Origin of the sequence: Marvinbryantia formatexigens DSM 14469, from assembly GCF_025148285.1 — a bacterium.
Taxonomy (GTDB): Bacteria; Bacillota; Clostridia; order Lachnospirales; family Lachnospiraceae; genus Marvinbryantia; species Marvinbryantia formatexigens.
This window is the reverse complement of record NZ_CP102268.1, coordinates 1,335,962-1,361,759: the sequence shown is the minus strand read 5'-3', so window position 1 is coordinate 1,361,759 and position 25,798 is coordinate 1,335,962. Positions and strand designations below refer to the sequence as shown.

Genomic DNA, 25,798 nt, shown 5'->3' with positions numbered 1-25,798 from the left:
GATATTATGGGTAGCGATATATTTGGTATTAAAAAAATATTTAAAGAAGATTTCTTTTACCATTAAGGGTACTTATGCAGCTCTCCTGACATCGGTGATTGGGTTTTGTGGTTTTATATTTCTTGCTGAACAGGCAATGCAGATTTTTAATTACACGGTACCGTGGGTATGGTTTATGTTTATCTGTATTCTGGTATTGATTGTGCTTGTATTTTATTTTATGATTGAGCAGCAGAAGGAAAAGACTGCATTGAGTTTTATGGAGATGCAGAGCCGTTTACTGGAAGATAAATATAAGACGCTGAATGATGTTTACATGGAAAATGCAAAACTGTATCATGATTTGAATAATCACTTAAATACTTTGTATCAGTTGCTGGAGGAAAAGCAGGGGGAGGCGGCAAAAGCATATATTAAAGAGATAAGTAAGCCGATTCTGAAGCTGTCGAAAACGATATGGACCGGTGTGGATGTGGTAGATGTAATCATCAACAGCAAGCTGGAAAAAATGGAACAGCTTGGAATTGAGGCGGATATTAACGTAGAATATCCGTCAGAATGTAATATCACGCCGAATGATATGTGTACAATTCTCTCAAACCTGCTGGATAATGCGATAGAAGCCGCAGCGGAGACAGAGCAGAAGGGATGTGTATGTCTGACGGTACGCAGAATCAATTATCTGCTGCTTATTAAAGTGACAAACCCCTGCAGCGAACACATAAAAAGTTTTGAAGACATTCCAAAGACTACGAAAGCAAATAAAAACCTGCATGGCTGGGGGCTGCGTAGCGTCCGGGATACGGTGGAAAAATACAGCGGAACTCTGGAATGCGGGGCGCAGGATGGCGTGTTTACGGTAAAAATTATGATGCAGTGGGAGAAAAAAGCTAAAATAGTATAGCATAAAATGAGTTAAAAATACGATTGGCTGCCGGATTTCCGGTGGCCGTTTTTTTTGAGGACAGGAAAGAAACGACTGGCGGACGCTGGTGAATATGTAAGGAAATAGTATGATAATATATGTATACCATATGGAAAAGCCTGCAAAGCAGGAAAGGCGTATACGTATAAAATGCAATTTTAAAAATACAAAAAGAAAAGAGGGAATTTTATGAGTAAATTTTTTAAAAAAGTAGCAGCTATTTTGATGGCAGCAACAATTGTTACCGGAACGGTACCGGCGATGGCAGGCAATGTTAAAGATTCTTCATATGAATTTGTTTTTAGAAATGCCATGAATTATACGGAGTTGAGATCGAAAAAGGATTACACATCCATGTATATGTCATGCCAGGATATATCCAGTACGGGAGCAAGCTATACAGCACATGCAGTTGGTTCCAGAACGTCAAACGGGCCGAAAGTTAATTGTGCTGCCGGAACCTATACTTTTTATGCGGGTACGACAAGTTATATTGCGAATTATGTAAAGGAACGGGGATATGAATATGGCGGAATTGCCGGGGCGCCTAACTATTCATTTACATATACGGCAAAAGGAGTCTGGAGTCCGGACAGCGTATAATGCTGAGACAGCACTGAGATTTAATTTCTCAGTGCTGTCCAAAATGACTTGAACGAAAGGGAGGAACAGGATATGAAACATATTAAAAAAACAATGCCTGCGTTGATACTGGTATTTTCCGGTATGCTGCTGGCACAGCATTTTCCGGTACAGGCCGGCTTAATTGTAGAAGAAAGCGAGACGGGTAAGAAAATTATGGAACAGTCGGCAGAACCAGAGACTTATGCGCCGGAGCCGGATATTATTATTAAAGATGAAAACAAAAAAGAAATTCCTGCAAAGGCAGAGTATGAGGGAGTTTCTTTTGAAATAGAATCTGTATTTATTGGAAGAGAAATAGGAGACCATGATAAAGATAGAATTGATTTTTGGGAGGAAGAAGTAGATGAACAGGGAAATCTGCTTGGAGAAGAACGTTATGTATGGATTTCTCTGACAGCAAAAAATGAAACAGAACAGGAAAAAGAAATTTTGATAAATTCTTTCCGCCTCGTGAATGTAAGTGAAAAAAATGTTCTTACAGGGACGGGGGCAGAGATGCGTTATATTAATCCGGAGCAAAAGCTGGCGGATAATCCATCAAAACGCTTTCATTGTTTTTTTGCACCAGGAGAGGAAAAAAGCCTGGAAGTAGGTTATATTCTTCCGGAGGAGCCAGAGGGAGAACTGTATTATCATATTGGGGTATGGGGAACTTTTGAGAACGCGGATTGTGTACTGGTACACCTGGAGGAAAAGTAATGAAACAGATGTTTGCGGCAGAGACGAAACGAAGTTTGAAAAGCACAGGGAGCCGATTTGCTTTTATAATCGGATTATTAATCGTGTTCATCCACTTTTTTACAGAAATACTGCCTATGAAAGACCATATTGATGGAAAGGTTTATCCGCTTTCTGCATTTGGACAGTGGTTTGGAGGAGAAAATGCTACGGTGTATTCGACGTTGTTCTATTTTATTGCGCCGATTCTGGCGGCGTTTCCCAGCGCGGGCAGTTATAAAGCTGATATGAAATCCGGCTATATCAAAAATGTACTGACACGCACCGAACGGAGGACGTATTTGTGCACAAAATATCTGGTAGCATTTTTGAGCGGAGGAATGATTGTAGTTTTTCCTATGGTATTGGATTTTGCTTTGACGGCTATGGTTCTTCCGGCACTGATTCCTCAGAGCGGCACAGGTTTGTTTCCAATTTTTAGCAGCAGTCTGCTGGGAGATTTGTATTATCTGCACCCATATGCATACTTGATAAGCTATCTGGGAATTAACTTTTTATATTTTGGATTGCTGGCTTCACTGGCATTACCAGCGGCACATTTTTGTGATAATTTGTTTTCTGTGGTGTTGATGCCTTTTCTGGTATATCTGTTTGTATATGCGGTAACACAACTGACGGGACTGCATCAGTTGTGTCCGTTTGGTTTTTTAAGACCAGCACAGCCGATAGCAGGTAATGTAGTCGTAATTGCAGCGGAAGTGTTACTTATGGTGGCTGCGGGGGCAGTTTATTATGCGATAGGAGTAAAAAAGGATGTATACTAATCATCCGCTTTTTTTGAATGCTTTTTATAGATTGAGGAAAAAAGGCAGGCAGATTTTGGGATTGCATCTGTTGATGATGTGCAGTGTCATATATTATATAACAACGGTGAAAAATGAGTTTTTCATGACGGTGAAACTGCATCTTTCGATTGCAGATAATTTTGCACTGCTGGAAGCTGTGGATAAGAGAAGTCTGTTGATTCTGTCCGCTTTTTTTCTGTCTCTGTTAATTACCTGTGATGAGCGGGAGCAGGTACAGGTAATTTTGCGTTGTCAATCGCGTAAGAAAATTTGGGATATGGATTGTTGCCGTTGTCTGATCCTGGCGTGTTTTACAGCACTGACAGCGACGGCAACGGTCTGGCTGGCAGGTTTATGCAGTGGACAGGCACAAATGGACTGGACGGAGGAAAAAAATATTCTCTGGTATATTACTGGACAGAGGATAAAAAAAGAAATTTCTTTACTTGTTGTTGCTGTCGCATTTTTTGTCAGCATTGCAATATCATGTTTTTTGTTAGGAATGTTGTTGATGTTTATAGGATATATTTATCGAAATCCTGCGCTGGGGTGCTTGATTGCCGGGGGCTGGTGTGTTACGGAGTATGAATGCGGGGGACCGATATTAAATACGTTGAGTTTTTCTCATACATTTTGGACGGCACCGGACATGAAATGGCTGTATATCACAACAGTCTGCTGTTTTGCTTTTTATATTGCAGGATGTCTGATTATAAGGAGAAAGGACTTTTATTAATGCTGAAATATGAATGGAAAAATGGCTGGCATATGGTGCGGCTGCGAGTGCTGGCGGGTTTGGGTATTCTGATTTTTATTGGAAACATACTGGTGAATGAATTGATGCCTATGAATGAAAGCATGGTCAGCTTTGGTGACTGCTGGCTGCAGTTGTTTTTAGGAAAGCCGGAATATATACGAACTCCGGATAGCGAATTTGAATTACCGGTTTTGTGGTTTCTGTTTTATTCGTATTTATTATTTTTAGTATGCAGTTATCCTGCTGATGACTTAAAGGGCATTGGCATACAGGGAATTTTGCGGTGCCAGAACAGACAAAAATGGTTCTTGAGCAAAGCAGTGTGGTGCATGGAAATGGTACTTTTGTATTTTGTTGCACAATTTCTGATATTTATGGGAAGTGTACAGCTTTATAATCTACAGAATACAGGAAACCAAATCTTTTCTTCATTGCGGGCATTTTCTGCAACAAATATGGATATGTGTACGCTGTATATATTGCCGGTACTCGTTGGAATAGTGTTATGTTTGTTGGAGTTGATTTTGACACTGATATCAGGTCCCGTTGTATCCTACATTATAATGCTTACATATCTGATTGTTTCCGTATATGTTAATAGAGGATGGTTGCTTGCAAATCATGCAATGCTGCTGCGCAACAGGGTTCTGATTGAAACAGGAAGGAAAACGATGAATGGGGTTGCAGAATGTGCCATAGTATGTCTGGTGATAATTTTAGCAGGCATTACTTATATAGAAAAAATGGACATTATTAGCAGGAGGGAGCAGGGATGAAACTGAAGGTACGGAATTTATCGAAGACAATAAAAGGAAATATAGTATTGAATCATATTTCATTGGAGATGGAAAGTGGACATATCTATGGTCTGCAGGGCAAGAATGGCTGTGGAAAAACAATGTTGATGCGGGCAATCTGCGGGCTGATTTTGTGTCAGGAAGGACAGATTGAGATTGATGGGAAGATAATGGGTAAAGATATGACGTTTCCAGACAATGTGGGAGCTTTGATTGAAAACCCGTCTTTTTTGCCAAATTGTTCGGGAATGGATAATCTGGAGTTATTGGCTGCTATCAGAAAAAAGGTGAGCAAAGAAGAAATACGCGGCACTCTGGAAAAGGTGGGTTTAAATCCGGATGACCCGAAAAAATATAGAAAATATTCCCTGGGTATGAAACAGCGGTTGGGAATTGCCTGTGCGATTATGGAAAAGCCGGAGCTGGTTATTTTGGATGAGCCTTTTAATGCGCTGGATATTTCTGGTGTAGAATTAATCAGAGAGATGATTTTCCGATTAAAAGAAGAGGGAGCGCTTGTGATACTGGCATGTCATGACCGGGAGGAACTGGAAAATTTGTCCGACCATATTTTTGTAATGAATGGAGGCAGAATCATTGAAGAAATATAAAAATACTCTGCTATTTTTAATGATAGTGCTGATTGGACTTAGTGCAGTCTGGCGTTATGTTACTCTTAATCAAAAATATCCCAATCCTAAAATAACGATAATTCCACAGGGAGAAGCAGCACGTATAGGAAATTATGAATTTGTATTAAAGGATATAGCGTGGTATACCGGCGAGATTACAGAAGAAATCATTCCAGGATATACGATTGTAAGTCAAAATGGAGAACGATATCCGGCGGAGAAAGAAAAAGTTATTCTGGTAACGCTTGGTATCAAAAAAAATAAAGCAGATGATACCGTACTGGATTTGACAAACATTGCCTTTGAAATCGGCGCATGGCATAATCAGCATGAATTTTTTCTGTTTGAAGCGTTAAACGGGAAAGGAATGATGCAGCTGGAGTTGAAAGAACAGGAAGAAAAAGAGATTGTCTTTCCGGTCTATATGCTCGATCTGAATTTTAAGAAAAAAGACTGGGAGCAGCTTGAACGAAGAGCGGTAGATGTCGTTTTGAATTATTATCCGGAAAAAATCATACTGCGAAGTAATAACAAATGAAAGCTTTTCATGTATCGTTTGTTCTGCTATCCGGAAATATCTAAGAGAAAGTGATATAAATTTCGATATAGTCAGGAAGCATTTTTATGGACATGAAAAAGACCATTGGAGGACGATGCCGCACGGGAGAAAAAATATATGGTAATATATATTTACCATATGGAAAATATATTGAAGAAAGATGGTCATCTGACAGCAAGAACATTTTAACGTGGAAAAGGAGGAAAAAGTCATGGAAGATATCAAAAAAATCTTTGAAGAGGAACTGGAAGAAGTTACGACGCAGGATTTAGCGCTTGTTGATGGAGCAGATTTTGAACTGACAGGCGGAAACTGTGGTGTCGGATGCATTATTAAAGATTAACTTTTAAAAGAGCAGAGACTGATTCGGAAAATACAAATGGTTATGTTTTACGATGCGGTCTCTGCTCGGAGTGAAATCCGGAGAGGTGAGAAAAATGCGGCATATAATGGACCCACAGAATAAGCTGAATCTTTTGTACAGCGCTTTGGATAGAAAACCATTCAGAGAAACGGCGGTTATCTATTTTATTAAAAATGGAACCGGACAGGAAGGGCAAGGTAGTATACAGGAAGCGATACAATTAGAGGAACAGTTTACGGCAGCAGATACCGCATCCGTGCAGATTCCACCAAAGATTATTCTGGCGGGAATGAATGCAGCGGAAAATACAGACAACTCGTTGATGTTTGCACATACACATCCACCTTCTGAATTATATCCGGAAGAATGCCGGGTATATACAGAAGCTGGCTTTTCAGAACAGGATTTGCACTTTAATAATCTGATTAATGAGCTGCTGCGAAAAAAGAGGATGATTTCAAAACCAGTGTATTTAATTTACATATAGCGATTTTAGGGAAGAAGGCGCTTCTCTATGATATCCCGGCAAATATGCTTTACAAAGTACCGGCGGATGCAGCGGAAAAGATAAATGAGCTGCAGAATTCGTCAGAAAAATCATATGGGATTTTACAGGAGCTTATGACAAAAAAGTTGGGAGAAAGGATAGCTGCCGTTCCTGTTCCGGAACACTCCTATTGGGGAGAGAGCAAAACTCTTTCAAAGCTGACCATTAATGTGACAACGAATTGTAATCTGAGATGTAAATATTGTTTCGCAGATTTTGGGGTATATGCAGGATACGAAAAAGGAAACATGAATCCCGAAGATGCTGTAAAATATTTAGACAATCTAATAGTAAAAAATGGAATAACGAATCTGGTGGGATATAGTGAAAAAATATGTGCTGTAATCGCAAAGTATGATATTCGACTGACTATAAGCGTGGATGGACCGGGAGAAATTCATGATTTGCAGAGAATTTTTCCGAATGGGAGTGGTTCGGCGGAACTTGTTTTTAAAAATGCAAAATTATTAAAGAAAAATATAGATGCAATCGAGGCTACATATACAATAAATCATGTTTTGGCGGATATTTCGCTGAAGGATTTGAGAAAGTATCTTTCAGATACATTTGATGTAAAAAAAGGGAGAATTATGGCAGTTCCTGTCACAGGAAATGCAGAGCAATCTGTTTTGTAATGCCGGGTATCAGACGGCATGTATTATGCCGGACGGGGACTTATATCCATGCCACATGTACGCGGCAGACAGATGTTTTTGCCTTGGAAATTTAGCAGATACATGTGAAGTGGAGGATATTAAGAAAAATATGGATAAATTACTGGTATTCACTAAAAAAGAAAATGAAATATGTAAGCAATGCTGGGCAAGAAAGATATGTCATTTTTGCCCTGCTCATTATACAGCGGCAAAAGAGGGGCAGACAGGAATGGTGGAAGAAAGCATTTGCCAGAAACGCAGAAAGCGATATGAAAGAATACTTCTGAAATCAGTATAGAATTTAGAAATGGCAGGGGAGAGCTATGAAAAAATTCTTTTATTACTTTAATCAATGCAGATTTTATTACGGGATGACTGTGCTTGTCAGTATTTTACTGACAGGAGCAATTATTCTGGCATCCAACGTGCTTGGAGAGCTTACGGAGAAGCTGTCCGGATTCGGCGCGGACGGCGCAGGCAGACTGTTGATACTCGTAGCCGGCGCTTTTCTTCTGCAGGAGCTTCTGGACGCGGTCTATCAGCTTCTGAAAAGCCGGATAGAATGCTATACGTTTGGCAATATCCAGAAGAAACTGCTGCATCAGATTCTGTATTTAAGCCCGGACCATCCGGAAATGAAAAATTCTTCCGGTCTGTATACGCTGATGGTCCGTCATGCAGAGGATTACACCGGATTTTTGTCGGACACGGTTCCGAATATTATCTTCCAGACCATCCGTCTGGTACTTGTCCTGGTGTATATTGCTCTGGTGGACTGGAGAAGCACGGTGGTTTATGTAGCCGCCATACTGGTTTCCATGACGATTCAGTTTTTCATCAGCAGGATTATGGAGAAAGCAAGCTATGACGTGAAAAAGTGCGAGGCGGAGCTTAATACGAAAATGAAGGATGCGCTTGGCAGTCATACAATTATCAAGGTATGGGGATGCTTCGACTGGATAGATGATTACTGGAAATCGCAGGAAGCGCTTTACATAAAAGCCAATATCCGCATGGGGCTGCGCACGCTGCCGGTGAGCATGATAGGGCTGCTGTGCGGCATTTTACCGATACTCTGTCTGTGCCTTGCAGGGCTCTGGCTGATACCGGCGGGGCTGGTAGAAACAGGCGCATTTATGGGTATCTTTTATCTCTGCCAGAATATTCTGCCGGACCAGCTTCACTATACGGACCTGTGGACAGAAGCGGCGAAAGCCAGATCTTCCGGAAAGTGGCTGATGGATTTCTTCGGGGAGCCGGTCCGGACGGTGGTTTCCCGCGAGGAAGAGGATTCCGGGGATGTTGCGATAGAGCGGGTGTGGTACCGGTATCCGGGAAATGAAAAATGGGTGCTGACTGATATATCGCTTCAGATAGAAGCGGGAAAAAAGATAGCGCTTGTCGGTGCGAGCGGCAGCGGAAAAACAACGCTGATGAAGCTGATAGCAGGGCTGCTCTGTCCGCAGAAGGGGAAAATCTCAGGAAAGCAGGCGGTTTATGGAGACCAGTTCCCCTATTTATTTACCGATACGATACGGCGGAATATTTTATATTCCTGTGATAAAGAGGATGACTTTTTCAGACAGGTCTGCGAGGATATGCAGTTAAATGAATTTGTTTCCGGACAGAAAGAGGGATATGAAACGCAGATTACAGAAAACGGGGATACCTTGAGCGGAGGACAGCGGCAACGGATTGCTCTGGCGAGAGCTCTGAACAGCAGACGGAAAATTCTGCTGTTGGATGAGGCATTTTCCGCACTGGATCCCGGACTGGCAAAAAGAATTATGAAAAAACTGGTCGGGGATTATCCGGAGACGACGATGATTTTTGGTCTGCACCAGAAAGAATTGCTGCCATTTATGGATGAAATATATCTGCTGCGCGACGGAAAGCTTCTGGCGCATGGAAGTTATAAAGAGCTGTGTGAAAGAAACATGATATCCGGGGAGGTGACTGGATGAAAGCTTCGTCAGAGAATCAATTATATAAACGTCTGCTGGGATATCTGAAGCCCTTTCTGCCTCTGTATGCAATATGCAGTCTGGTGAACGGCATGGCGCTTTTTCTGGTGTTTTCATCTGTGGGCGTATTGCTGCGTGAAGTGGTAGGAAGCGTTTCGGGAACAGACGGAACCGGGAAAGTATGGCAGATGGTGTTATACTTAGTGGGAATTATGGCCTTTTCTGTGATATCCGGTTTTGCCCTGCTGGGCTTTACCTACATCGAACAGAAGGTCCAGGCAAATATCCGCAGCGGAATGATGAATGCGTATATCCGTGGCAGGGAGGAAGCCGTGGAAAAGCTCTCGCACGTGGAGGTGTTAAACCGTATCAGCTCCGATATTCCTGCCTGCGCGCGGCTGACAGGATATTACATGAACGGTTATGTTTTTGCGCCGATTTTATCGGGAAGCTTTTCGCTGATATTCCTGCTTTTTGTAGATGTCCGTGTGACATTGCTGACCTTCCTCTGTGCGGCGCTGAATTTATTTGTTGTCCAGATTGCATCGAAGAAACAGCAGAAAAAAAATAAAGAGCTGGTTGCCGGAAAAAGCGGACTGGTTAAATTTATGCAGGAATGCGTGCAGGGAAGTACAGAAATCCGTACCTATTTTCTGTGGAAGCCGTTTGAAGAAAAGCAGGAGAGACAACTGGAGGAGATTGGCAGAAAACAGCTTCAGATTGGAAAGTACAGGGCGTTTAGAAGAGCGGTGGTTGTGATTGTCACGGATTGTGTCACGATAGTAAGTCTCTTATTGCTGGGAGGATTTCTGGCGGGAAAGGGCATCATTGCTTTCTCCGACGTAATGCTGGCGCTGCCGCTGTCGGACCAGATTGGGCAGATGCTGGTTGCTTTTGGAAATTATCATACGATTTTACGGATACATGCTCCGCACATGGAGCGGGTTTTTGAAGTGTTGGATTTGCAGCAGGAGGAAGCCTCAGAGGATGGGGAAGCGGTAAATTGTGCCGGAGGGGAGCTCTGCCTGCGGGACGTATCCTTTTCTTATCCGGAACAGGCGGTTCTGGAGCATGTTACAGTCCGTATTCCATATGGAAAAAAGGTGGCTTTTGTGGGTGGGAGCGGAAGTGGAAAATCGACGATTCTGAAGCTGCTGCTGGGCTTCTATAAACCGCAGGAAGGGAAAGTCTGCCTGGGAGATACGCCCATTACAGCGTTTTCAAAGGCGCAGTGGCGGAAGAATTTTTCTTATATGCCGCAGGATTTTTCCTTTTTTCAGATGAGCATACGGGAAAATATCGGAATGGAGACAAAGCCGGATACAGAAAAAATAGAAAAGCTTGTAAAGTCGCTGGGAGCGGAGAGCTTTATCCTGGGAACAGGGAACGGCTATGAGCAGACGCTTGGGCAGACTAAGGAAAGCTTTTCCGGAGGACAACTGCAGCGCATCGCGCTGGCAAGAGGTCTGTACCGGAACGCCCCGTTCCTTTTAATGGATGAGCCGGTTTCTGCACTTGATACGGAAAACGGGGAAATTGTAAAACGCGCGATTGAGCAGTATGGTACAGACCATACTGTGGTGGTTGTGACACACCGGCTGGAGCTGACGGAAAATTTCGACTGGATCTATGTTGTGGAACATGGACGGATTGCAGAACAGGGAACACATCGTGAGCTGCTGGAAAAGAACGGCAGGTATGCCGGAATGTGGAAAAGCCAGATGGAGCGATAATAATCACGTAAAACCGGGAATCTGGAAACAGGTTCCCGGTTTTAGCTGCCATGCATACGACAAGGGATTTTTGATGAAATAATGGATGACTTAAGAAAGCATATCCGTTATAATGAAAAAGACGAACGGAAAGTTGTACGGGAAAAGATACGTTATGGAGCAGAGAGTAATGGCAATGCTTTACTCGTCGAAACAGTGGAAATTGCTGAATACAGGAGACATATTATGAAGGAATATGGAGTGTTTGATTTGATCGGACCACAGATGATAGGTCCATCAAGCTCTCATACAGCGGGAGCGGCAAGACTTGGCGGCGTTGCATACAGACTTGCAAACGGAAAGATAAAAAAAGCGAAAGTAACTTTATATGGTTCATTTGCGGATACGGGTAAGGGACATGGAACCGATAAAGCAATTGTAGCAGGGCTTTTAGGTCTTGCTCCGGATGACAGCAGGCTGCGTAATTCACTTCAGCTGGCGGCGGAACAAAAGAAGGATATATCGGTAGAGTTTTCAAAGCAAAGTATGAATCATCCAAATACGGCGAGAATAGTAGTTGAAGACGAAAACGGGCGGAAGATTGATTTGCTTGGCGCTTCTGTAGGCGGGGGAAGTATTGAAATTCAGGAAATTAATGGAATGGAAGTATCCTTTGGCTGCGAGTATCCTACTATTTTAATTTTTCATCATGACAGACCGGGTGTAATCAATAAAGTAACGGGGGTATTGGCAGAAGAGAAAATTAATATTGCATTTATGTGTGTTTTCCGCAGTTCACGCTGGCAGAATGCCTGTATGATTATTGAGACAGACGGGGATGTCAAACGTGAAATACTGGAGCACATCCGCAGGGAATCGGAAGACGTTATGGAGGTGTGTATGCTGTGAAATACGGATTTAATCATGGAACAGATCTTTGTGAAATCAGCCGGCGGGAAAACATCTCAATCAGTGAGATTATGCTGCGCAATGAAATGGAAAAGAGTGAGCGCTCAAGGAAAGAAATTCTGGGAGAGATGCATAGCAACCTTGTTGTTATGCGGGAATCTATCAAAAAAGGCTTGGATGCCAGTGAAAAGCATCATGGCTTATTTACAGGAGGCGATGCTATAAAGCTGATGTCTTTTGCAGAGCAGAGCAATATGGGAACAGATATGGCTGCTGTGGTTGCATCTGCTATGGCGGTTGTAGAATTCAATGCGGCTATGGGCAAAATTGTGGCGGCGCCTACCGCAGGGGCAAGTGGTATCCTTCCGGCAGTATTGATTGTCGGCGGTGAAAAGAAAGGGTTTGATGACGGGAAAATCTGCCAGGGGCTTTTTACTGCGGGTGCTATTGGCTGCATCATAGCGAAAAATGCATGTATCGCCGGCGCCTCTGGCGGTTGTCAGGCAGAGACGGGGAGCGCTGCAGCAATGGCGGCAGGCGCCCTGGCTGAGCTTTGCGGTGCGGACGTACCCACTGTTCTGGATGCAGCGGCGATTGCTCTGAAGAATATCATGGGACTTGTCTGTGATCCGGTGGGCGGATTAGTGGAGTGCCCCTGCGTGAAACGCAATGCAATAGGGGCAGCAAATGCGCTGCTTTCGTGCGATCTTGCCCTGGCAGGAGTTAAGAGTCTGATTCCGTTTGATGAAGTTGTAACAGCAATGAAATGTGTAGGATGCCAGATGCATTCAGATTTAAAAGAAACTGCCCGCGGTGGTCTGGCAGCAACACCAACGGCGCAAAAACTGTCGCAGAAACTGATGTAGAATAAAATCTGTAGTATGCATACAGAGCATAGCACATTGACGAAGCAGCTTCGGGCGCTTTTGCGCGCGGGCAATGTACGGAAATCTCTCCGTTATGAAATTTTTATTCATCCCATCCATCCATTAGGCGAATGGTTACGGCAATGTTCCGTATAAATTCGCCTTCTTTTAATGTCAGATCATCATCTTCAGAGATAGAGGGCAGAACGCCGCCTTCCTCCAGCTCCAGCGTAATCCAGTCGCGCGCCGCTTCAATGGCGTTATCCAGCGCCTCATCCAGCGTGTCGCCCTGCGCATGGCAGTCCTCCAGATCTGGGAAATATCCTTTATAGGTGTCTGTTTCCGTTTTGTGGAAAACAGCGGGGTATACAAATCTCATAAAAAGCCTCCTGACATATTTGTGATATTTAGGGTTTTTGCCCCCAACAACATTCATCATATAAGGATAAGGGACATTTGTCAAATTGATTTTTATCTGTATGGGGCAATAACCGTTTGTTGTCTGCTCTGTTTGCGGCAACTTTTGCAAACCTATCAAAATTCGTTTCGCGAATGAAATTTTTTTTGTGATATATGCAACCGGAAGCGATAGAATACGACTATATATACAGAAAGGATACACTGCATTGCAGTGACAGGTGAATAATATGGATGACAGAGATATTATTGCGCTCTTCTGGAACCGGGATGAATCGGCAATTTCTGCGGTCAGTGAAAAATATAATCATTACTGCTGGCAAATTGCCTGGAATATTGTCGGCAGCAGGGAAGACAGTGAGGAGTGTGTCAATGACACGTGGCTTTCCGCGTGGACGTATATGCCGCCAAAGAGACCGGCCATTCTTTCAGCGTTTCTCGGAAAAATTACACGGGGTCTGGCGATTGACTGCCTGCGCAGGAAATATGCGGCGAAGCGCATGGATATGCATATAGCGGACGTTGCCGGAGAGGTGGAAACGCTGGCGGATGTGGCAGTGTCCACACTGGACGAATATATGGAAAAACAGGAGCTGGTGCAGCTTCTTAATACCTTTCTGAAAAGCCTTCCGGAGATTGACCGCGATATTTTTATCCGCCGGTACTGGTATATGGACGGGCTGAAGGATATTGCAAAGCGCCACGGATGTTCCGTAAGCAAGGTGAAGTCCAATCTGTTCCGCAACCGCAGGCGGCTGAAGAAGTATCTGGAAAATGAGCAGCCGCAGCGCGTGGTACAGCATTGCATATAGGAGGCAGGCTATGAGAGAGAAAGAACTGAAATTTTTAGAGATATTTGGCGAGATTGATGATGTATTGATTCTGGAAGCGGCAGCAGAACCGCAAAGAGAGACATTTGCCGGGAGAACAATACAGTCTGCGCAAAGAGAGACATTTGATGGGGGAACAATACAGTCTGCGCAAAGAGAGACGTCTGGCGGGAGACAACCCGTGCAAAGAGAGACATTTGCCGGGCATACAATGCAACATAAAACAAAAAGAAATTTTGCCGGGCGGGCGGCATGTGCGGTCCTGGTTGTGCTTCTGGGATTGTCCTGTATGTTTCATAATGAAGTGCGGGCAGCAATCCGGAATTTTTCGACTTTGATAGGACAGGCACTCGGTCTGTCAGAGGATTTGACACCATACGCAAAAATGCCGGATTTGACGCAGACAAGAGAAGGAATTTCGCTTACATTGAAAGAGGCGATTTTGTCCGGAAATCATCTTTTTGCTGTTCTGGAGCTTGATGCAGAAGCAGATGAGCTGCAGGAGATCTGTTTAAGTAACAGCGGTCTGCTTGCGATAAACGGGAAAGCGATAAACTGCGCAAGCACAGGAATCAGCTATATAGATGAGCGGCATTATATTTTTGAGTGGGGATTTTCAGATGAAGAAATCCCGGACATTGCGGATATTTCTTTTGAGGCAATGGCAGGCAGGGGGATGGATGACACGGAGCCGGTGACATTTTCATTTGCCTTTTCGGCTTCGCGGAAAGAACTGGAAGACAGCACATTAATCTGTGACGTTGGACAAAAGGTACAGATAGAACCGGATTTTTATGTGAATGTGGAAAGACTTACTCTCAACAGCATTTATGGAACTCTTGAGGTGAGCGGGGACGGCAGGGAATTTTCCGGAAACGCGCAATATTTTATACAGGGAAGGGACAGCATTGGAAATCCAGTCCGGTTTACACTGGAAGGAATTGATAAAAACTGTTATACTTTTAAAACAGGGTCTGCGTATGGCCTGTCCGCGACGGCTCCTTCCGTGAACAGCGAGTGGATAGAGCTGCAGTTTTATAAGTTGGAAATGGAAGAGCTGCAGACAGAACAGAATCTGACCGGCGATGGAGATTTTTATTTTGCAGTATCAGATGTGGGAGATGTGGCTGACGCAGAGCCGGTTGGAGAAACATTCCGGATAGACCTGAAAAAGTGAGGAAAGAAAAACAGACCCGGCGGATAAAAATCAGAATCGTGTCAGATTAATATGAGATATTCGGGTGGATGAATACCAGAGCAGCCGGAAATGGGGGACAGTATAAAAGATGGAACCAGATACATCACATAAGACGGGACATGAAACAGCGTGTATGAATGTGCACGGCACAGAGTATGAAATGGCGCATAAGACGGAGTGTAGGATGGAACACGGGACAGAGGGTACGACTGCGCATGAGATGAAATGTGAAGCGGTGCATAAGAAAGAACAGAGGGGCTGCAGGCTCTGCCCGCGTGAATGTGGAGCGGACCGGGCGGCAGGAAAAAAAGGATTTTGCGGTGTGGCGGGGACGAAGATTCTCGCTGCGCGTGCCGGCCTTCATATGTGGGAGGAGCCATGTATTTCCGGGGAGCACGGCTCCGGAACCGTTTTTTTCTCCGGGTGTCCGCTGCGGTGTGTGTACTGTCAGAATGCGGTAATCGCGGATGCTGCGGCAGGTATGGAAATTTCACAGGAACGTCTGGCAGAAATATTTCTGGAGCTGCAGGAAAAAGGGGCGGCGAATATGAATCTGGTCACGCCGACACATTATACGCCGGAAATTATCCGGGCAGTGCAGATTGCGCGCGCGCAGGGACTGACGGTTCCGATTGTTTATAACTGTGGTGGTTATGAAAAAGCGGAGACGCTGGCGATGCTGGATGGGATTGTAGATATTTATCTGACAGATTTTAAATACATGGAGCCGGAGCTTGCCGGGCGTCTGTCGCACGCGCAGGATTATCCGGAGAAAGCAAAGATTGCGCTTGCTGAAATGGTAAGGCAGCAGGGAAAACCGGTCTTCGATGCGGAGGGGATGATGCAAAAAGGCGTAATTGTCCGTCATCTGCTCCTGCCAAATCACTTAAAAAATGCGAAGGCAGTGGTGCAATATGTGTATGAAACATATGGAAACCAGGTGTATCTGAGCCTTATGAACCAGTATACGCCGCTTGTGCAGGTGGAAAAGCTGCCGGAGCTGAACCGCAAAGTGACTAAACGGGAATATGAGCGCCTGCTGGATTATGCCCTCTCTCTTGGCGTTGAAAATGCGTTTATTCAGGAGGGCGAAACCGCAAAGGAAAGCTTTATTCCGGCGTTTGACGGAGAGGGACTGTAGCTGGCGCATACGGGAAATCCGGCGGCGCAAGTCTCATTTTGTCTGGAATCCGCCGGCGTACACGGGGATTCCGGCAGCTTCGGCAAGTTCATCAAGCCCGACGGAGGCGATAGTTACGACACTTTCCACATGAATAAAATCGGTTGCACTGATGTCAAAAAGCATATTTGCCTGTGCAGGAAATTCGTCGTCCCCTTCCCAGAAAAGAAACTGTACGGGAATGCATTCAAATGCATTTATCTGATAGCCGACATCAGAATGTGGCAGCTTCTGCCCGCCGAGTGCTTCGCAGGCGGCAATCAGCCTGTCAGAGTGTCCGGTAAAGGTCCGGGCAAATGTCTGGAGAACGCCTTTTTGAAAAGCGGGCGCAAAGGGGCGTGCATCCTTGAGGTCGGCAAATGTCACCCAGTGATTTTGTAACCTGGCGGAAGGCTTTGCATACCAGAGCAGCGTATAGATATTCAGACGGACATTTGTGGAAACAGGCTGTTCTGCGGGAGCGCCTGCAGAGACAGGTCGCCCGGTAAGCGTACCGGCGGCAGGGGATTTTCCGGTGGAAGAGACCGCAAAGACAGATTGCGCAGGCTCTTCCATAAGAACAATTTTGCCGGTCTGCCGGTGAATGCCGTATTTTTTCCCGAAATGGAAGAGGGTGAGGTAATCTCCCTCTTCTTTTAATTCCGGCAGTGTCTGCTGAAGCTGTGTCTGATTCAGCGTTAAAAAACGTCTGCCCCATTCTTCACACCATTTTTCATAGTTTGATACTTTTTGTTCCATACCGGACGACCTCCCCGCAACATAAAATATAGCGTAATTATAACGCTGTTTCCGGAATCGGTCAAATGACATCTTATAAGCTGGTCATAATCCGGTTCCCCACCTGCATAACATGTTCTTTTAATGCAAGCATGGCGAAATCTTTTTTTCCGCGTTCCAGATAATGAATAAGCTCCAGGTGTTCTTCGATGGCAGTTTCCTTATACGGATTCAGTGTTCCGGTAAGAATGTGGACGCGGATGACGGTTGGCGCCAGATAATTAAAAGTATCCGCCAGAATGGAATTGTCACATAATGCTGCGATATCCGTGTGAAACTGCGTATCCAGTATGGCGTAGCGGTAGTCATCTTCCGGGTGTTCCTTCACCAGGGCAGACTGTACGGAGCAGTCTTTTTTCAGCAATTCAATTTTTTCGGCGTCTATGGGAAAGGACGCCAGCTCGATTGCCAGCGGTTCAATCCGGGCGCGGAGCACGGTGAGATTTTCCACATCTTTTCTGGTAATTGTGGAAACAAAAATATGTCCGGTCGCATCCTGGATGGTCAGCTTTTCATAGGTCAGCTTCTGCAGCGCGGCGCGGATAGGAGTGCGGCTGATATTCAGCGCTGCACTGAGCTGTTCCTCCGTGAGCGGCGTGCCGGAAGGCAGATGGTTTTTCAGAATCTGTTCCCGGATCGCCTGGTACGCCTGCTCTTTTAAAGTGACAGTGCTGGCAGCTTTTTTTCCTGTTTTCGTAGGCGTTTTCATGGTCTTTCCTCCAAAAATGTATACATTTTTAAAATTATTTTAATATGCAAAACGCGAAAAATCAAGAAAAAAATTAAAAATTGGGTATTGACAATTCGAAAAAGCCGTGTAAAATGTATACCAAAAGACAGAGGGATAACGCAAAAGCCGGAGAGGATACCGGAGGGCGTAAACCGAATTGAAAAAAGAGAAACACCATTATGGCAAAGGGGCTGTTGCAAAAGCAATAGCCTCTTTTCGTTGCCGTGTATCTGAAAGGAGTTGCCGGTGGCAGCTCCTGCAGGCTTCACAGAAAAATCCGCAGATATCATAGCCGGGTGCTTTTAATTTCAAAATGATTTTGTTGCACCAGGGCAGATTTCTATCTGAGAAGGGGAGGGAATATTGTGATTAATCAGGAAATGGTGGATTTGACAAAACAGCTCGTTCGTATATGCAGCATTAATTCTACAGAAGGGGAGCAGCAGATTGGAATGTTCCTGGAACAGTATCTGAGGCAGATTCCATATTTTCAAAAGCATCCGGAACAGGTCGTTGTAAGAGAACTGAAAAACGATGCGCTCCATCGGCGCAATGTCTGCGCGCTGCTGATCGGCGAAAAGGATGCGTGCGGAGACACCTTGATTTTTCATGGACATACCGACACGGTTGGAATTGAGGAATATAAGGGACTGAAACCGCTGGCGTGCAGTCCGGATGAGCTGAAGGAGGCACTTGGCAGGCTGGAGGACCTTCCGGAAGAGGTGCGAAAGGACCTGGAATCCGGAGAGTATATGTTTGGGCGGGGCGCCTGCGATATGAAAAGCGGGGATGCGGTGTTTCTCAGTATTCTGAAGACCGCCAGTGAGCATCCGGAGGAGCTGCGGGGAAATATTCTTCTTTCTCTGAATCCTGTCGAGGAAAATCTTCACACCGGCATTATTGAGGGGCTGGACATTCTGGAAGAACTAAAGAACCGTTACCATCTTAACTATCTGATGGCTGTGAATAATGATTTTATTTGTCCGCTGTTTCCGGGGGATACGGCGAAGACGATTTATACAGGAGTAGTCGGAAAGCTGCTGCCCTGTTTCTATATACAGGGAAAGGAAACGCATGTGGGGCAGTGCTTTGAAGGATTTGACGCCGCTATGCTTGCGGCAAAGCTGACGGAAAAAATTTCTCTGAACTGTGATTTTTCCGATGAATATGCCGGAGAGTATGCCTATCCGCCGTCGGTACTGAAGATGAAGGACCTGAAGCCCTGGTACAATGTGCAGACACCGTCAGAAGCATTTGTTTATTTTAATTATTTTGTGCATAACAGCTCGATGGAAGAGATTCTGTCAAAACTGCTGGCGGCGGCAGATGAAACAATGAGAGATATGTTACAGAACATCAATGATATGAGCCGGAGATTTTGTGCACGGAACGGTCAGCGGCACAGTGACTACAAATATCACTGTGATGTCTGCACCTATGACGGGCTGTACCAGAGGGCAAAGAAGCTGGGGGCAGACGATGAGGAGATTGACAGGATACTGACACGGGAGTTGCAGAAGGGGACAGATAAAAGGGAAATTCCCATTCATGTGATACGCTATCTGCTGCATACCGCCAAAATAACGCATCCAATTATTGTGTTATATTTTGCGGCTCCGTATTGTCCGCACAACACACTGCAGGGGAAAGATGAGGCGCTCATCAGTCAGATTATGGGAATTGCAAAGGAAGTAACGCAGGAAACGGGGGAGGAATTCCGGTTCATGAAATTTTTCCCAAGTCTTTCTGACAGCAGCTATCTGAAAATTGACGATACGGAGGAATCACTGAAACTGCTTCTGGATAATTTTCCCGGAATGGAAAGTCTGTATCCGTTGCCGCTTGCTCAGATGAAAAGGCTGAATATTCCGGCAGTAAATTATGGATGCTACGGGAAAGATGCGCATAAATGGACAGAACGTGTACATGTTCCATATACTTTTGAGACTTTACCAACACTAATCTGGAAAACAATTACATATTATCTGAAGTAAAGCAATGATATCGGGTTAAAGTAATGATAGCGGGTTAAAGCAATGATATCGGGTTAAAGCTGGGCAGAAATAAAAAGTAAATTATCGCAGAAAAACGCAGAAGGAAAAGCGGAAAGCAAACAGAGAAAAACGCAGGAGATAAGGTATAAAGAAGAGCAGAGAAAAACGTAGAAGATAAGGCGAAAAGGTAAGCGCAGAAAGCGGGGACGGAATGATGAAGAGCATGTATGAGAGATGTATGGAGGTAATGCCTGCCGTTGCAAAACGTGCGACGACGCTGGGGGTAACAGGTTCTGAGGGAGCATATCTGTATACAGAGGACGGGAGACGGCTTCTGGACTTTGCAAGCGGAGTTGCCGTGAACAACATCGGATGCCGCAATGAACGGGTAGTTGCAGCGATTAAAGACGAACTGGACAATATGATACATGTGGGGCATAACGTCGTGTATTATGAATCTTATGTTGCACTGGCGGAAAAGCTGGTGGAGCTGACCGGTGGTGACACAAAGGTATATTTCAGCAATTCCGGTGCGGAAGCAAATGAGGGGGCAATCAAGCTGGCGAAATATGTCACAAAAAGACCGGGGATTATCAGCTTCCGGAATTCCTTTCACGGCCGCACGCTGGCGGCAGTATCCATTACCGGTTCCAATGCGGCGTACCGGAAATATTATGAACCGCTGCTTCCGGCAGTTTACTGGGCGGATTATGCGAACTGCTACCGCTGTCCGTTCGGACAGAAAAAAGGAAAATGTCACATGGAATGTCTGGGACAGTTTGAACAGATTTTCCATAAAATGATAGATCCGGAATGTGTGGCGGCAATCATTGTGGAACCGGTGCAGGGAGAGGGCGGATATATTGTTCCGGGAAAAGCATTCCTTGAGGGGCTGCGGGCAATATGTGATAAATATGGTATTCTGCTGATTTTCGATGAGGTGCAGACCGGTATTGGAAGAACCGGGGAACTGTATGCATATCAGACCTTTGGCGTAAAGCCGGACATCTTGACCTCTGCCAAGGCGCTTGGCGGCGGGATTCCGCTTTCGGCAATTATTGCCAGAAAAGAGATTATGGATAAATGGCCTGCCGGAGCGCATGGCGGAACCTTTGGCGGCAATCCGCTTGCCTGTCGTGCCGGTCTGGAAACACTGAAGATAATAGAGGAGGAGCATCTGCTGGAAAACTGCCGGAAAATGGGAGCGTATTTTCTGGAAAAACTGCAGGCGCTTCAGAAAAAGCATCCGGAGGCAATCGGGGATGTGCGCGGAGCGGGGCTTATGGTGGCTATGGAGCTGGTGACACGTCCTCAAAAAACGGATGCGGAAAAAGTGCCGGAAGGACAGGCATACGGAACTACAGATATGGGGACAGCGTTGAAGCCGGATGCGGCGCTGACTGCCAAAATTCAGTCAAAAGCGCTGGAGCGGAATCTGGTGCTTCTGACCTGCGGGGCGGACCATAATGTTGTTCGTTTTATCCCGCCGCTTATTGTAAAAAAAGAGGAAATTGATTTTGCAGTCGCTGTGGTGGACGACATTTTGCAGGAAGAGGGGAGATAGGAAGATGGCAACCTTACAGATGTATATGGACAGGAGCAGAATTGACAATATGTTTACTTCGGAGGTATACGGGGAGGTCTGGGGTAATGAATTCGGAGTGGATAATTCTGTGGGCAAAATCAGGAAGATTTTGATACATCGTCCGGGAGAAGAATTAAAACAGCTTGCAGAAGGCTCTTATGAAGAGGAGGCAGGAGCCCGAATTTTAAAAAGCAGGGACGGAAAAAGAATCCGCAATTACTTTAAGTCACATAAACTTCCGGATATCGGGCTGATGCAGGAGCAGCATGACCGGATGGCAGAAATCCTCAGAAACAACGGAATTGAGATTTTTTATCTGGAAGATCCCTCTTATTACTGGACAAACCTCACATTTACCAGAGACGTTGCACTGATGCTGCCAAAGGGTGTTGTTCTCACAAGATTTGCGATGTATTTCCATCAGGGAGATACCTGCATCACACAAAAATTTATGGCGGAGCAGGGAATCCCGATTATCGGGGCAATCCAGGGCAGGGGCACGGTGGAGGGCGGTTCCTTCTCCATGCTCGATGCGCATACGGCAATCGTCGGACGCTCGGTACGGATTAATGATGCAGGTATTGAGCAGCTGCGCACGCTGCTGTCGTATCAGGATATTGAGCTGATTGTTGTGGATATGCCGGCATATTATATTCATCTGGACGAGGCGTTCCTGCCTGTTGATAAAGATAAGATACTGGTGAGCACCTTCATTTTGCCGCACTGGTTTCTGAAGATGCTGAAGGAAAGGGGATATCAGCTTATTGAAACGGACATGGAAGACCCGATGCTGACAAACAACTGCCTTGCGCTTGAGCCGGGAAAGGTATTGTTTTCCGCTTCCGGTGTGAAAACCAGAAAGAATCTGGAAAAAGCAGGAGTAGAAACGATACCGGTTGATATTTCGGAAATTAACAGACTGGGCGGTGGAATCCATTGTTCCACATTGCCGTTGTGGCGGATGCCGGTTTCATAAATAAAGGGGGCGGAAAGCGTGAACAACTATATTATCACCGTGACAAGGCAGTTTGGAAGCCTTGGAAGACCGATTGCAAAAAAACTGGCGGAGGCTCTTGGTGTCGCATATTATGACAGAGACATTGTGGATATGACGGCCAAGAAGCTCGGTGTTCCGCTTTCTGTAATCGGAGAGCTGGAGGAAGCCGTCCAGGGGAGATTTTTCCGCATGAAATATCCCCTGGGAATGGGGACGACGGATACGCAGGATACCATTTTCCGCACGCAGAGGAAGATTATCCGGGAGCTCGCGGAGCAGGGACCATGCGTCATTGTAGGAAGATGCGCAGATAGTATTCTGCAGGAATATCCGAACTGCATACATGTTTTTATTTACGCGCCTTACGAAAAACGATATGAAACATGTCTCAAAGAATTTCACCTGCAGCCGGATGAGGCAAAGAAAATGATCCTGGAGGTGGATAAGGCAAGGGAACGCTATCACAAAGCCTATGCCGGATATCTGCCCGGAGACTATCGTTACAAAAACATTATGATAGATAGCAGTGTGCTTGGCACAGAGGGAACGGTAAAGCTTCTGAAAAGCTTTGTGGAAGAGCACTTCTGTACACCGTGAGAAGAGCGAGGAGGAACGGTTATGAAAAATCCGGTAATCAGAATAAAGGATGTATCAAAAAATTATGGCTCCCTGCAGGTCCTGAAAAAAATCAATCTGGATATTATGCCGGGAGAGGTGGTGGCTGTCATCGGTCCTTCCGGTTCCGGAAAGAGCACGCTTCTGCGGTGCATGAATGCGATTGAGAAGGTGAGCGGAGGAGAGATCTGGTTTAAGGAACAGTGTATCACGGACCGGCGTGTGGATTATGACCTGCTCAGACAGAAAGTGGGAATGGTTTTTCAGCATTTTAATTTGTTTCCTCATATGACGGTGATGAAAAATATCCTGCTGTCCCCGGTAAAGGTAAAGAAACAGCCGAAGGATCTGATGGAAAAGAAAGCTCTGGAGCTTTTGAAAAAGGTCGGGCTGGAGGATAAGAAGGATGTGTACCCGGAAATGCTGTCGGGCGGGCAGAAGCAGCGTATCGCCATTGCGCGGGCGCTGGCAATGGAGCCGGAGATCCTTCTTTTTGATGAACCGACCTCCGCGCTTGACCCGGAGATGGTCGGGGAAGTATTAAGTACCATGCAGGAGCTTGCCAGGACGGGCATGACGATGGTTGTTGTCACACATGAAATGGGATTTGCCAGGGAGGTCGCGGACCGCGTGGTCTTTATGGACGAGGGAATAATCATGGAAAAAGGAACCCCGCAGCAGGTGTTTGAGGAAACGCAGAACGAAAGGGTACAGGCGTTTTTGAAAAAGATGCTGTAAAGGAGGGAGCAGGATGGCACAGATTTTACGTATTTTATCAACATACAGAGTTTTGCTCTGGAATGGTACCAAAATTACACTTTTGATTTCCGTCATGACGATTATCCTTGGTCTGATTTGCGGAACGCTGATGGCGTTTATGCGTATCAGCAAATCCCCTGTTTTGCGGTCGATTGCGGCAGCTTATGTGGAATTCATACGCGGTACGCCCGTACTGGTACAGATTTTTATTGTGTATTACGGTTTGCCGATGATGGGGATAGAAATTCCTTCTATTATGTTTGGCGGCGTGGACATTTCACGACTCCTTTCCGGAACGGTTGCGTTAAGTGTCAACTCGACAGCGTATATCTGCGAGATTGTACGAAGCGGTATCCAGTCGATTGATATCGGACAGACGGAGGGCGCAATGGCGCTCGGTCTGAATGGAAGGAGACGCATGTGGTATGTGATTTTGCCGCAGGCGATAAAAAATATTATTCCGGCGCTTGCGAATGAATTTGTGACGGTGATTAAAACGTCTTCACAGGTTTCTGTGATAGGTATTGCAGAACTGATGTATGCGGCGGATACGATCCGGGGCATCAGCTTCCGTCCGATGGAACCGTTACTTATTGTTGCTGTGATTTATTTTATCATCACCTTTTCCCTGTCCTGCGTCATTCGCAGAATTGAAAAAAATATGCGCAGGAGCAGCAGAAGCTGACGGATATGCAGAAAAACGGATGGGAAGAACAGAAAAAGACAACGGATATGAAGAAAAGCTGATGGTAAGAACGGCAGAAGATAACGGATGTTCAGAAAAGAAGCTGAGAGTGAACAGCGGAAGATGCCCGGTATCTCAGAAGCGTAAGGAGGCTGGAAATGAAGGTAGTGATTACGGATTATCCGGATACAATGGGGCGGAATCTGGCATATGAGGAAGCCATTCTGAAGAGAGGGCTTCCGGGATGTGAGACGATCTGCTATCTGTACAGAGGAGATAAGGAAGAGCTGAAGCGTCTGGTTTCGGACGCGGATGCGGTGCTGACGGCTTTTTTGTATTTTGATAAGGAGCTGCTGGACAGTGCGCCGGGGATGAAATGCATCTGCTTTAATGCTACCGGTTACAATGCGGTGGATTATGAAGAAGCGTGCAGACGGAATATCGGAATTGTGCCAATCGGGGAGTATTGTACCGGAGAGGTGGCAGACCACACGATGGCTCTGGTACTGGCGCTTGCCAGAGGGCTGAAGCATTACGGACATGACATTGACGATTTGAAACGGTGGCAGTATTATTCCGGACAGAGGCTGCGCAGAATCAGCGGAATGACGATGGGAATCCTGGGACTGGGAAAAATCGGAAGGGCGGTAGCGGATCGGGCAAAGAGCTTCGGGATTCGTGTGATAGCTTATGACCCTTATCTTCCGGCGGAAATTGCCAGGAAGACGGGAGCAGAGCTTGTGAGCCTGCCGGAAATTGCAGAAAGGTGTCATATTATTACAAATCACATGATATTAAGTGAAGAAAACAGAGGCTTACTGGATGAAAAATTTTTTGGAAGTCTGAAGCAGTGCCCGATTTTTGTCAACACAGGTCGCGGAGAAGTGGTAAATCATAGTGCGCTTGTAAAGGCTCTTGATGAGGGGCGCATGTTTGGAGCGGGTCTGGATGTGCTGGCGCAGGAGAATCCGGATCTGGCGCAGGAGGAGCTGGCAGGAAGGGAAAATGTTATCATCACTCCTCATGCTGCGTTTTATACGGTAGAAACACTGAAGGCGCTGCAGGATATTTCCTGCGAAAATGTCGTACATTATCTGAGAGGGGAGTATGACCTGGTGAATAGAATCGTAAACCGGGACAGACTGGTATTATAGATACGATACTTTTATTTATCT

30 protein-coding genes are annotated in these 25,798 nt (G+C 45.4%); 27 read left to right on the top strand and 3 right to left on the bottom strand.

What is annotated here, in order from left to right; all coding sequences use genetic code 11:
• Positions 1 to 22 precede the first annotated feature (22 nt).
• The 16 genes from NQ534_RS06745 to sdaAA all read left to right on the top strand — a co-directional run bounded on the left by NQ534_RS06745 (position 23) and on the right by sdaAA (position 12,856).
• Positions 23 to 904: a sensor histidine kinase gene (locus NQ534_RS06745; RefSeq protein ID WP_157200725.1), complete on the top strand. Its 882-nt coding sequence runs from the start codon at positions 23 to 25 to the stop codon at positions 902 to 904.
• Positions 905 to 1,114: 210 nt separating this feature from the next.
• Entirely contained in the window at positions 1,115 to 1,528 is a 414-nt protein-coding gene (locus NQ534_RS06740; protein ID WP_006861470.1) for a DUF2712 domain-containing protein, read from the top strand.
• A 72-nt stretch (positions 1,529 to 1,600) separates the two neighbouring features.
• Positions 1,601 to 2,269: a hypothetical protein gene (locus NQ534_RS06735; RefSeq protein WP_040782724.1), complete on the top strand. Its 669-nt coding sequence runs from the start codon at positions 1,601 to 1,603 to the stop codon at positions 2,267 to 2,269.
• 8 nt (positions 2,270 to 2,277) lie between these two features.
• A complete protein-coding gene (locus NQ534_RS06730) occupies positions 2,278 to 3,072 on the top strand; it encodes a hypothetical protein (protein WP_143115751.1) in 795 nt (264 codons plus the stop codon).
• Positions 3,073 to 3,196: 124 nt separating this feature from the next.
• Positions 3,197 to 3,829, top strand: a complete 633-nt coding sequence (locus NQ534_RS06725) for a hypothetical protein (RefSeq protein WP_260043475.1) — start codon at positions 3,197 to 3,199, stop codon at positions 3,827 to 3,829.
• Positions 3,829 to 4,626, top strand: coding sequence for a DUF2705 family protein (locus NQ534_RS06720; protein ID WP_006861466.1), 798 nt, complete (start codon positions 3,829 to 3,831; stop codon positions 4,624 to 4,626). The genes NQ534_RS06725 and NQ534_RS06720 overlap by 1 nt, the downstream gene beginning before the upstream one ends.
• Positions 4,623 to 5,258: an ATP-binding cassette domain-containing protein gene (locus NQ534_RS06715; protein WP_006861465.1), complete on the top strand. Its 636-nt coding sequence runs from the start codon at positions 4,623 to 4,625 to the stop codon at positions 5,256 to 5,258. Before NQ534_RS06720 ends, NQ534_RS06715 begins: the two co-directional genes overlap by 4 nt.
• The gene (locus NQ534_RS06710; protein ID WP_040782722.1) at positions 5,245 to 5,817 is read left to right on the top strand and encodes a DUF5028 domain-containing protein; all 573 of its coding nucleotides are present in this window, start codon (positions 5,245 to 5,247) and stop codon (positions 5,815 to 5,817) included. Before NQ534_RS06715 ends, NQ534_RS06710 begins: the two co-directional genes overlap by 14 nt.
• Positions 5,818 to 6,049: 232 nt before the next feature.
• Positions 6,050 to 6,181 carry a hypothetical protein gene (locus NQ534_RS06705; protein WP_260043471.1) on the top strand — a complete coding sequence of 44 codons (132 nt, stop codon included), beginning with the start codon at positions 6,050 to 6,052 and terminating at the stop codon, positions 6,179 to 6,181.
• A 94-nt stretch (positions 6,182 to 6,275) separates the two neighbouring features.
• Complete coding sequence (locus NQ534_RS06700; RefSeq protein ID WP_143115750.1) at positions 6,276 to 6,689, top strand: hypothetical protein; 414 nt, start codon at positions 6,276 to 6,278, stop codon at positions 6,687 to 6,689.
• Positions 6,690 to 6,733: 44 nt separating this feature from the next.
• Positions 6,734 to 7,384, top strand: coding sequence for a radical SAM protein (locus NQ534_RS06695; protein ID WP_006861461.1), 651 nt, complete (start codon positions 6,734 to 6,736; stop codon positions 7,382 to 7,384).
• Positions 7,362 to 7,703, top strand: coding sequence for an SPASM domain-containing protein (locus tag NQ534_RS06690; RefSeq protein WP_006861460.1), 342 nt, complete (start codon positions 7,362 to 7,364; stop codon positions 7,701 to 7,703). Before NQ534_RS06695 ends, NQ534_RS06690 begins: the two co-directional genes overlap by 23 nt.
• A 25-nt stretch (positions 7,704 to 7,728) precedes the next feature.
• A complete protein-coding gene (locus NQ534_RS06685; protein ID WP_006861459.1) occupies positions 7,729 to 9,369 on the top strand; it encodes an ABC transporter ATP-binding protein in 1,641 nt (546 codons plus the stop codon).
• Positions 9,366 to 11,102 carry an ABC transporter ATP-binding protein gene (locus NQ534_RS06680; protein ID WP_006861458.1) on the top strand — a complete coding sequence of 579 codons (1,737 nt, stop codon included), beginning with the start codon at positions 9,366 to 9,368 and terminating at the stop codon, positions 11,100 to 11,102. The genes NQ534_RS06685 and NQ534_RS06680 overlap by 4 nt, the downstream gene beginning before the upstream one ends.
• 225 nt (positions 11,103 to 11,327) lie before the next feature.
• A complete protein-coding gene (gene sdaAB / locus NQ534_RS06675) occupies positions 11,328 to 11,990 on the top strand; it encodes an L-serine ammonia-lyase, iron-sulfur-dependent subunit beta (RefSeq protein ID WP_040782720.1) in 663 nt (220 codons plus the stop codon).
• Positions 11,987 to 12,856: an L-serine ammonia-lyase, iron-sulfur-dependent, subunit alpha gene (gene sdaAA, locus NQ534_RS06670; protein ID WP_006861456.1), complete on the top strand. Its 870-nt coding sequence runs from the start codon at positions 11,987 to 11,989 to the stop codon at positions 12,854 to 12,856. Before sdaAB ends, sdaAA begins: the two co-directional genes overlap by 4 nt.
• Positions 12,857 to 12,959: 103 nt before the next feature.
• On the opposite strand, the gene NQ534_RS06665 is transcribed toward sdaAA, so the two are convergent.
• Positions 12,960 to 13,235, bottom strand: coding sequence for a type II toxin-antitoxin system HicB family antitoxin (locus tag NQ534_RS06665; protein ID WP_040782718.1), 276 nt, complete (start codon positions 13,233 to 13,235; stop codon positions 12,960 to 12,962).
• A 268-nt stretch (positions 13,236 to 13,503) separates the two neighbouring features.
• On the opposite strand from NQ534_RS06665, the gene NQ534_RS06660 reads away from it, so the two are divergent.
• The 3 genes from NQ534_RS06660 to NQ534_RS06650 all read left to right on the top strand — a co-directional run bounded on the left by NQ534_RS06660 (position 13,504) and on the right by NQ534_RS06650 (position 16,442).
• Positions 13,504 to 14,085 (top strand): RNA polymerase sigma factor, encoded by a 582-nt coding sequence (locus tag NQ534_RS06660; RefSeq protein ID WP_006861454.1) that lies wholly within the window; start codon positions 13,504 to 13,506, stop codon positions 14,083 to 14,085.
• Positions 14,086 to 14,095: 10 nt separating this feature from the next.
• The gene (locus NQ534_RS06655) at positions 14,096 to 15,280 is read left to right on the top strand and encodes a DUF4179 domain-containing protein (RefSeq protein ID WP_006861453.1); all 1,185 of its coding nucleotides are present in this window, start codon (positions 14,096 to 14,098) and stop codon (positions 15,278 to 15,280) included.
• Positions 15,281 to 15,521: 241 nt separating this feature from the next.
• Positions 15,522 to 16,442, top strand: coding sequence for a radical SAM protein (locus tag NQ534_RS06650; protein WP_040782804.1), 921 nt, complete (start codon positions 15,522 to 15,524; stop codon positions 16,440 to 16,442).
• Positions 16,443 to 16,475: 33 nt separating this feature from the next.
• Here the strand turns inward: NQ534_RS06650 and NQ534_RS06645 are convergent, their stop codons facing one another.
• Positions 16,476 to 17,219: a DUF3786 domain-containing protein gene (locus NQ534_RS06645; RefSeq protein WP_040782716.1), complete on the bottom strand. Its 744-nt coding sequence runs from the start codon at positions 17,217 to 17,219 to the stop codon at positions 16,476 to 16,478.
• 73 nt (positions 17,220 to 17,292) lie between these two features.
• Positions 17,293 to 17,967, bottom strand: coding sequence for a GntR family transcriptional regulator (locus tag NQ534_RS06640; protein ID WP_006861450.1), 675 nt, complete (start codon positions 17,965 to 17,967; stop codon positions 17,293 to 17,295).
• A gap of 386 nt (positions 17,968 to 18,353) precedes the next feature.
• Here NQ534_RS06640 and NQ534_RS06635 point away from each other — a divergent pair, with 386 nt between their 5' ends.
• The 8 genes from NQ534_RS06635 (at position 18,354) to NQ534_RS06600 (ending at position 25,777) form a co-directional block, all read left to right on the top strand.
• The gene (locus NQ534_RS06635) at positions 18,354 to 19,982 is read left to right on the top strand and encodes a M20/M25/M40 family metallo-hydrolase (protein ID WP_322790988.1); all 1,629 of its coding nucleotides are present in this window, start codon (positions 18,354 to 18,356) and stop codon (positions 19,980 to 19,982) included.
• Positions 19,983 to 20,193: 211 nt separating this feature from the next.
• Positions 20,194 to 21,546, top strand: a complete 1,353-nt coding sequence (locus NQ534_RS06630; protein WP_006861447.1) for an aminotransferase class III-fold pyridoxal phosphate-dependent enzyme — start codon at positions 20,194 to 20,196, stop codon at positions 21,544 to 21,546.
• Between the two features lie 4 nt (positions 21,547 to 21,550).
• The gene (locus NQ534_RS06625; protein WP_006861445.1) at positions 21,551 to 22,543 is read left to right on the top strand and encodes a dimethylarginine dimethylaminohydrolase family protein; all 993 of its coding nucleotides are present in this window, start codon (positions 21,551 to 21,553) and stop codon (positions 22,541 to 22,543) included.
• A gap of 18 nt (positions 22,544 to 22,561) precedes the next feature.
• Positions 22,562 to 23,161, top strand: a complete 600-nt coding sequence (locus NQ534_RS06620) for a cytidylate kinase-like family protein (protein ID WP_006861444.1) — start codon at positions 22,562 to 22,564, stop codon at positions 23,159 to 23,161.
• A gap of 21 nt (positions 23,162 to 23,182) precedes the next feature.
• Positions 23,183 to 23,917: an amino acid ABC transporter ATP-binding protein gene (locus NQ534_RS06615; RefSeq protein WP_006861443.1), complete on the top strand. Its 735-nt coding sequence runs from the start codon at positions 23,183 to 23,185 to the stop codon at positions 23,915 to 23,917.
• Between the two features lie 13 nt (positions 23,918 to 23,930).
• Positions 23,931 to 24,623, top strand: a complete 693-nt coding sequence (locus NQ534_RS06610; protein WP_006861442.1) for an amino acid ABC transporter permease — start codon at positions 23,931 to 23,933, stop codon at positions 24,621 to 24,623.
• Between the two features lie 19 nt (positions 24,624 to 24,642).
• Positions 24,643 to 24,837 (top strand): hypothetical protein, encoded by a 195-nt coding sequence (locus NQ534_RS06605; protein ID WP_006861441.1) that lies wholly within the window; start codon positions 24,643 to 24,645, stop codon positions 24,835 to 24,837.
• Positions 24,782 to 25,777: a hydroxyacid dehydrogenase gene (locus NQ534_RS06600; RefSeq protein ID WP_006861440.1), complete on the top strand. Its 996-nt coding sequence runs from the start codon at positions 24,782 to 24,784 to the stop codon at positions 25,775 to 25,777. Before NQ534_RS06605 ends, NQ534_RS06600 begins: the two co-directional genes overlap by 56 nt.
• Positions 25,778 to 25,798: the final 21 nt, after the last annotated feature.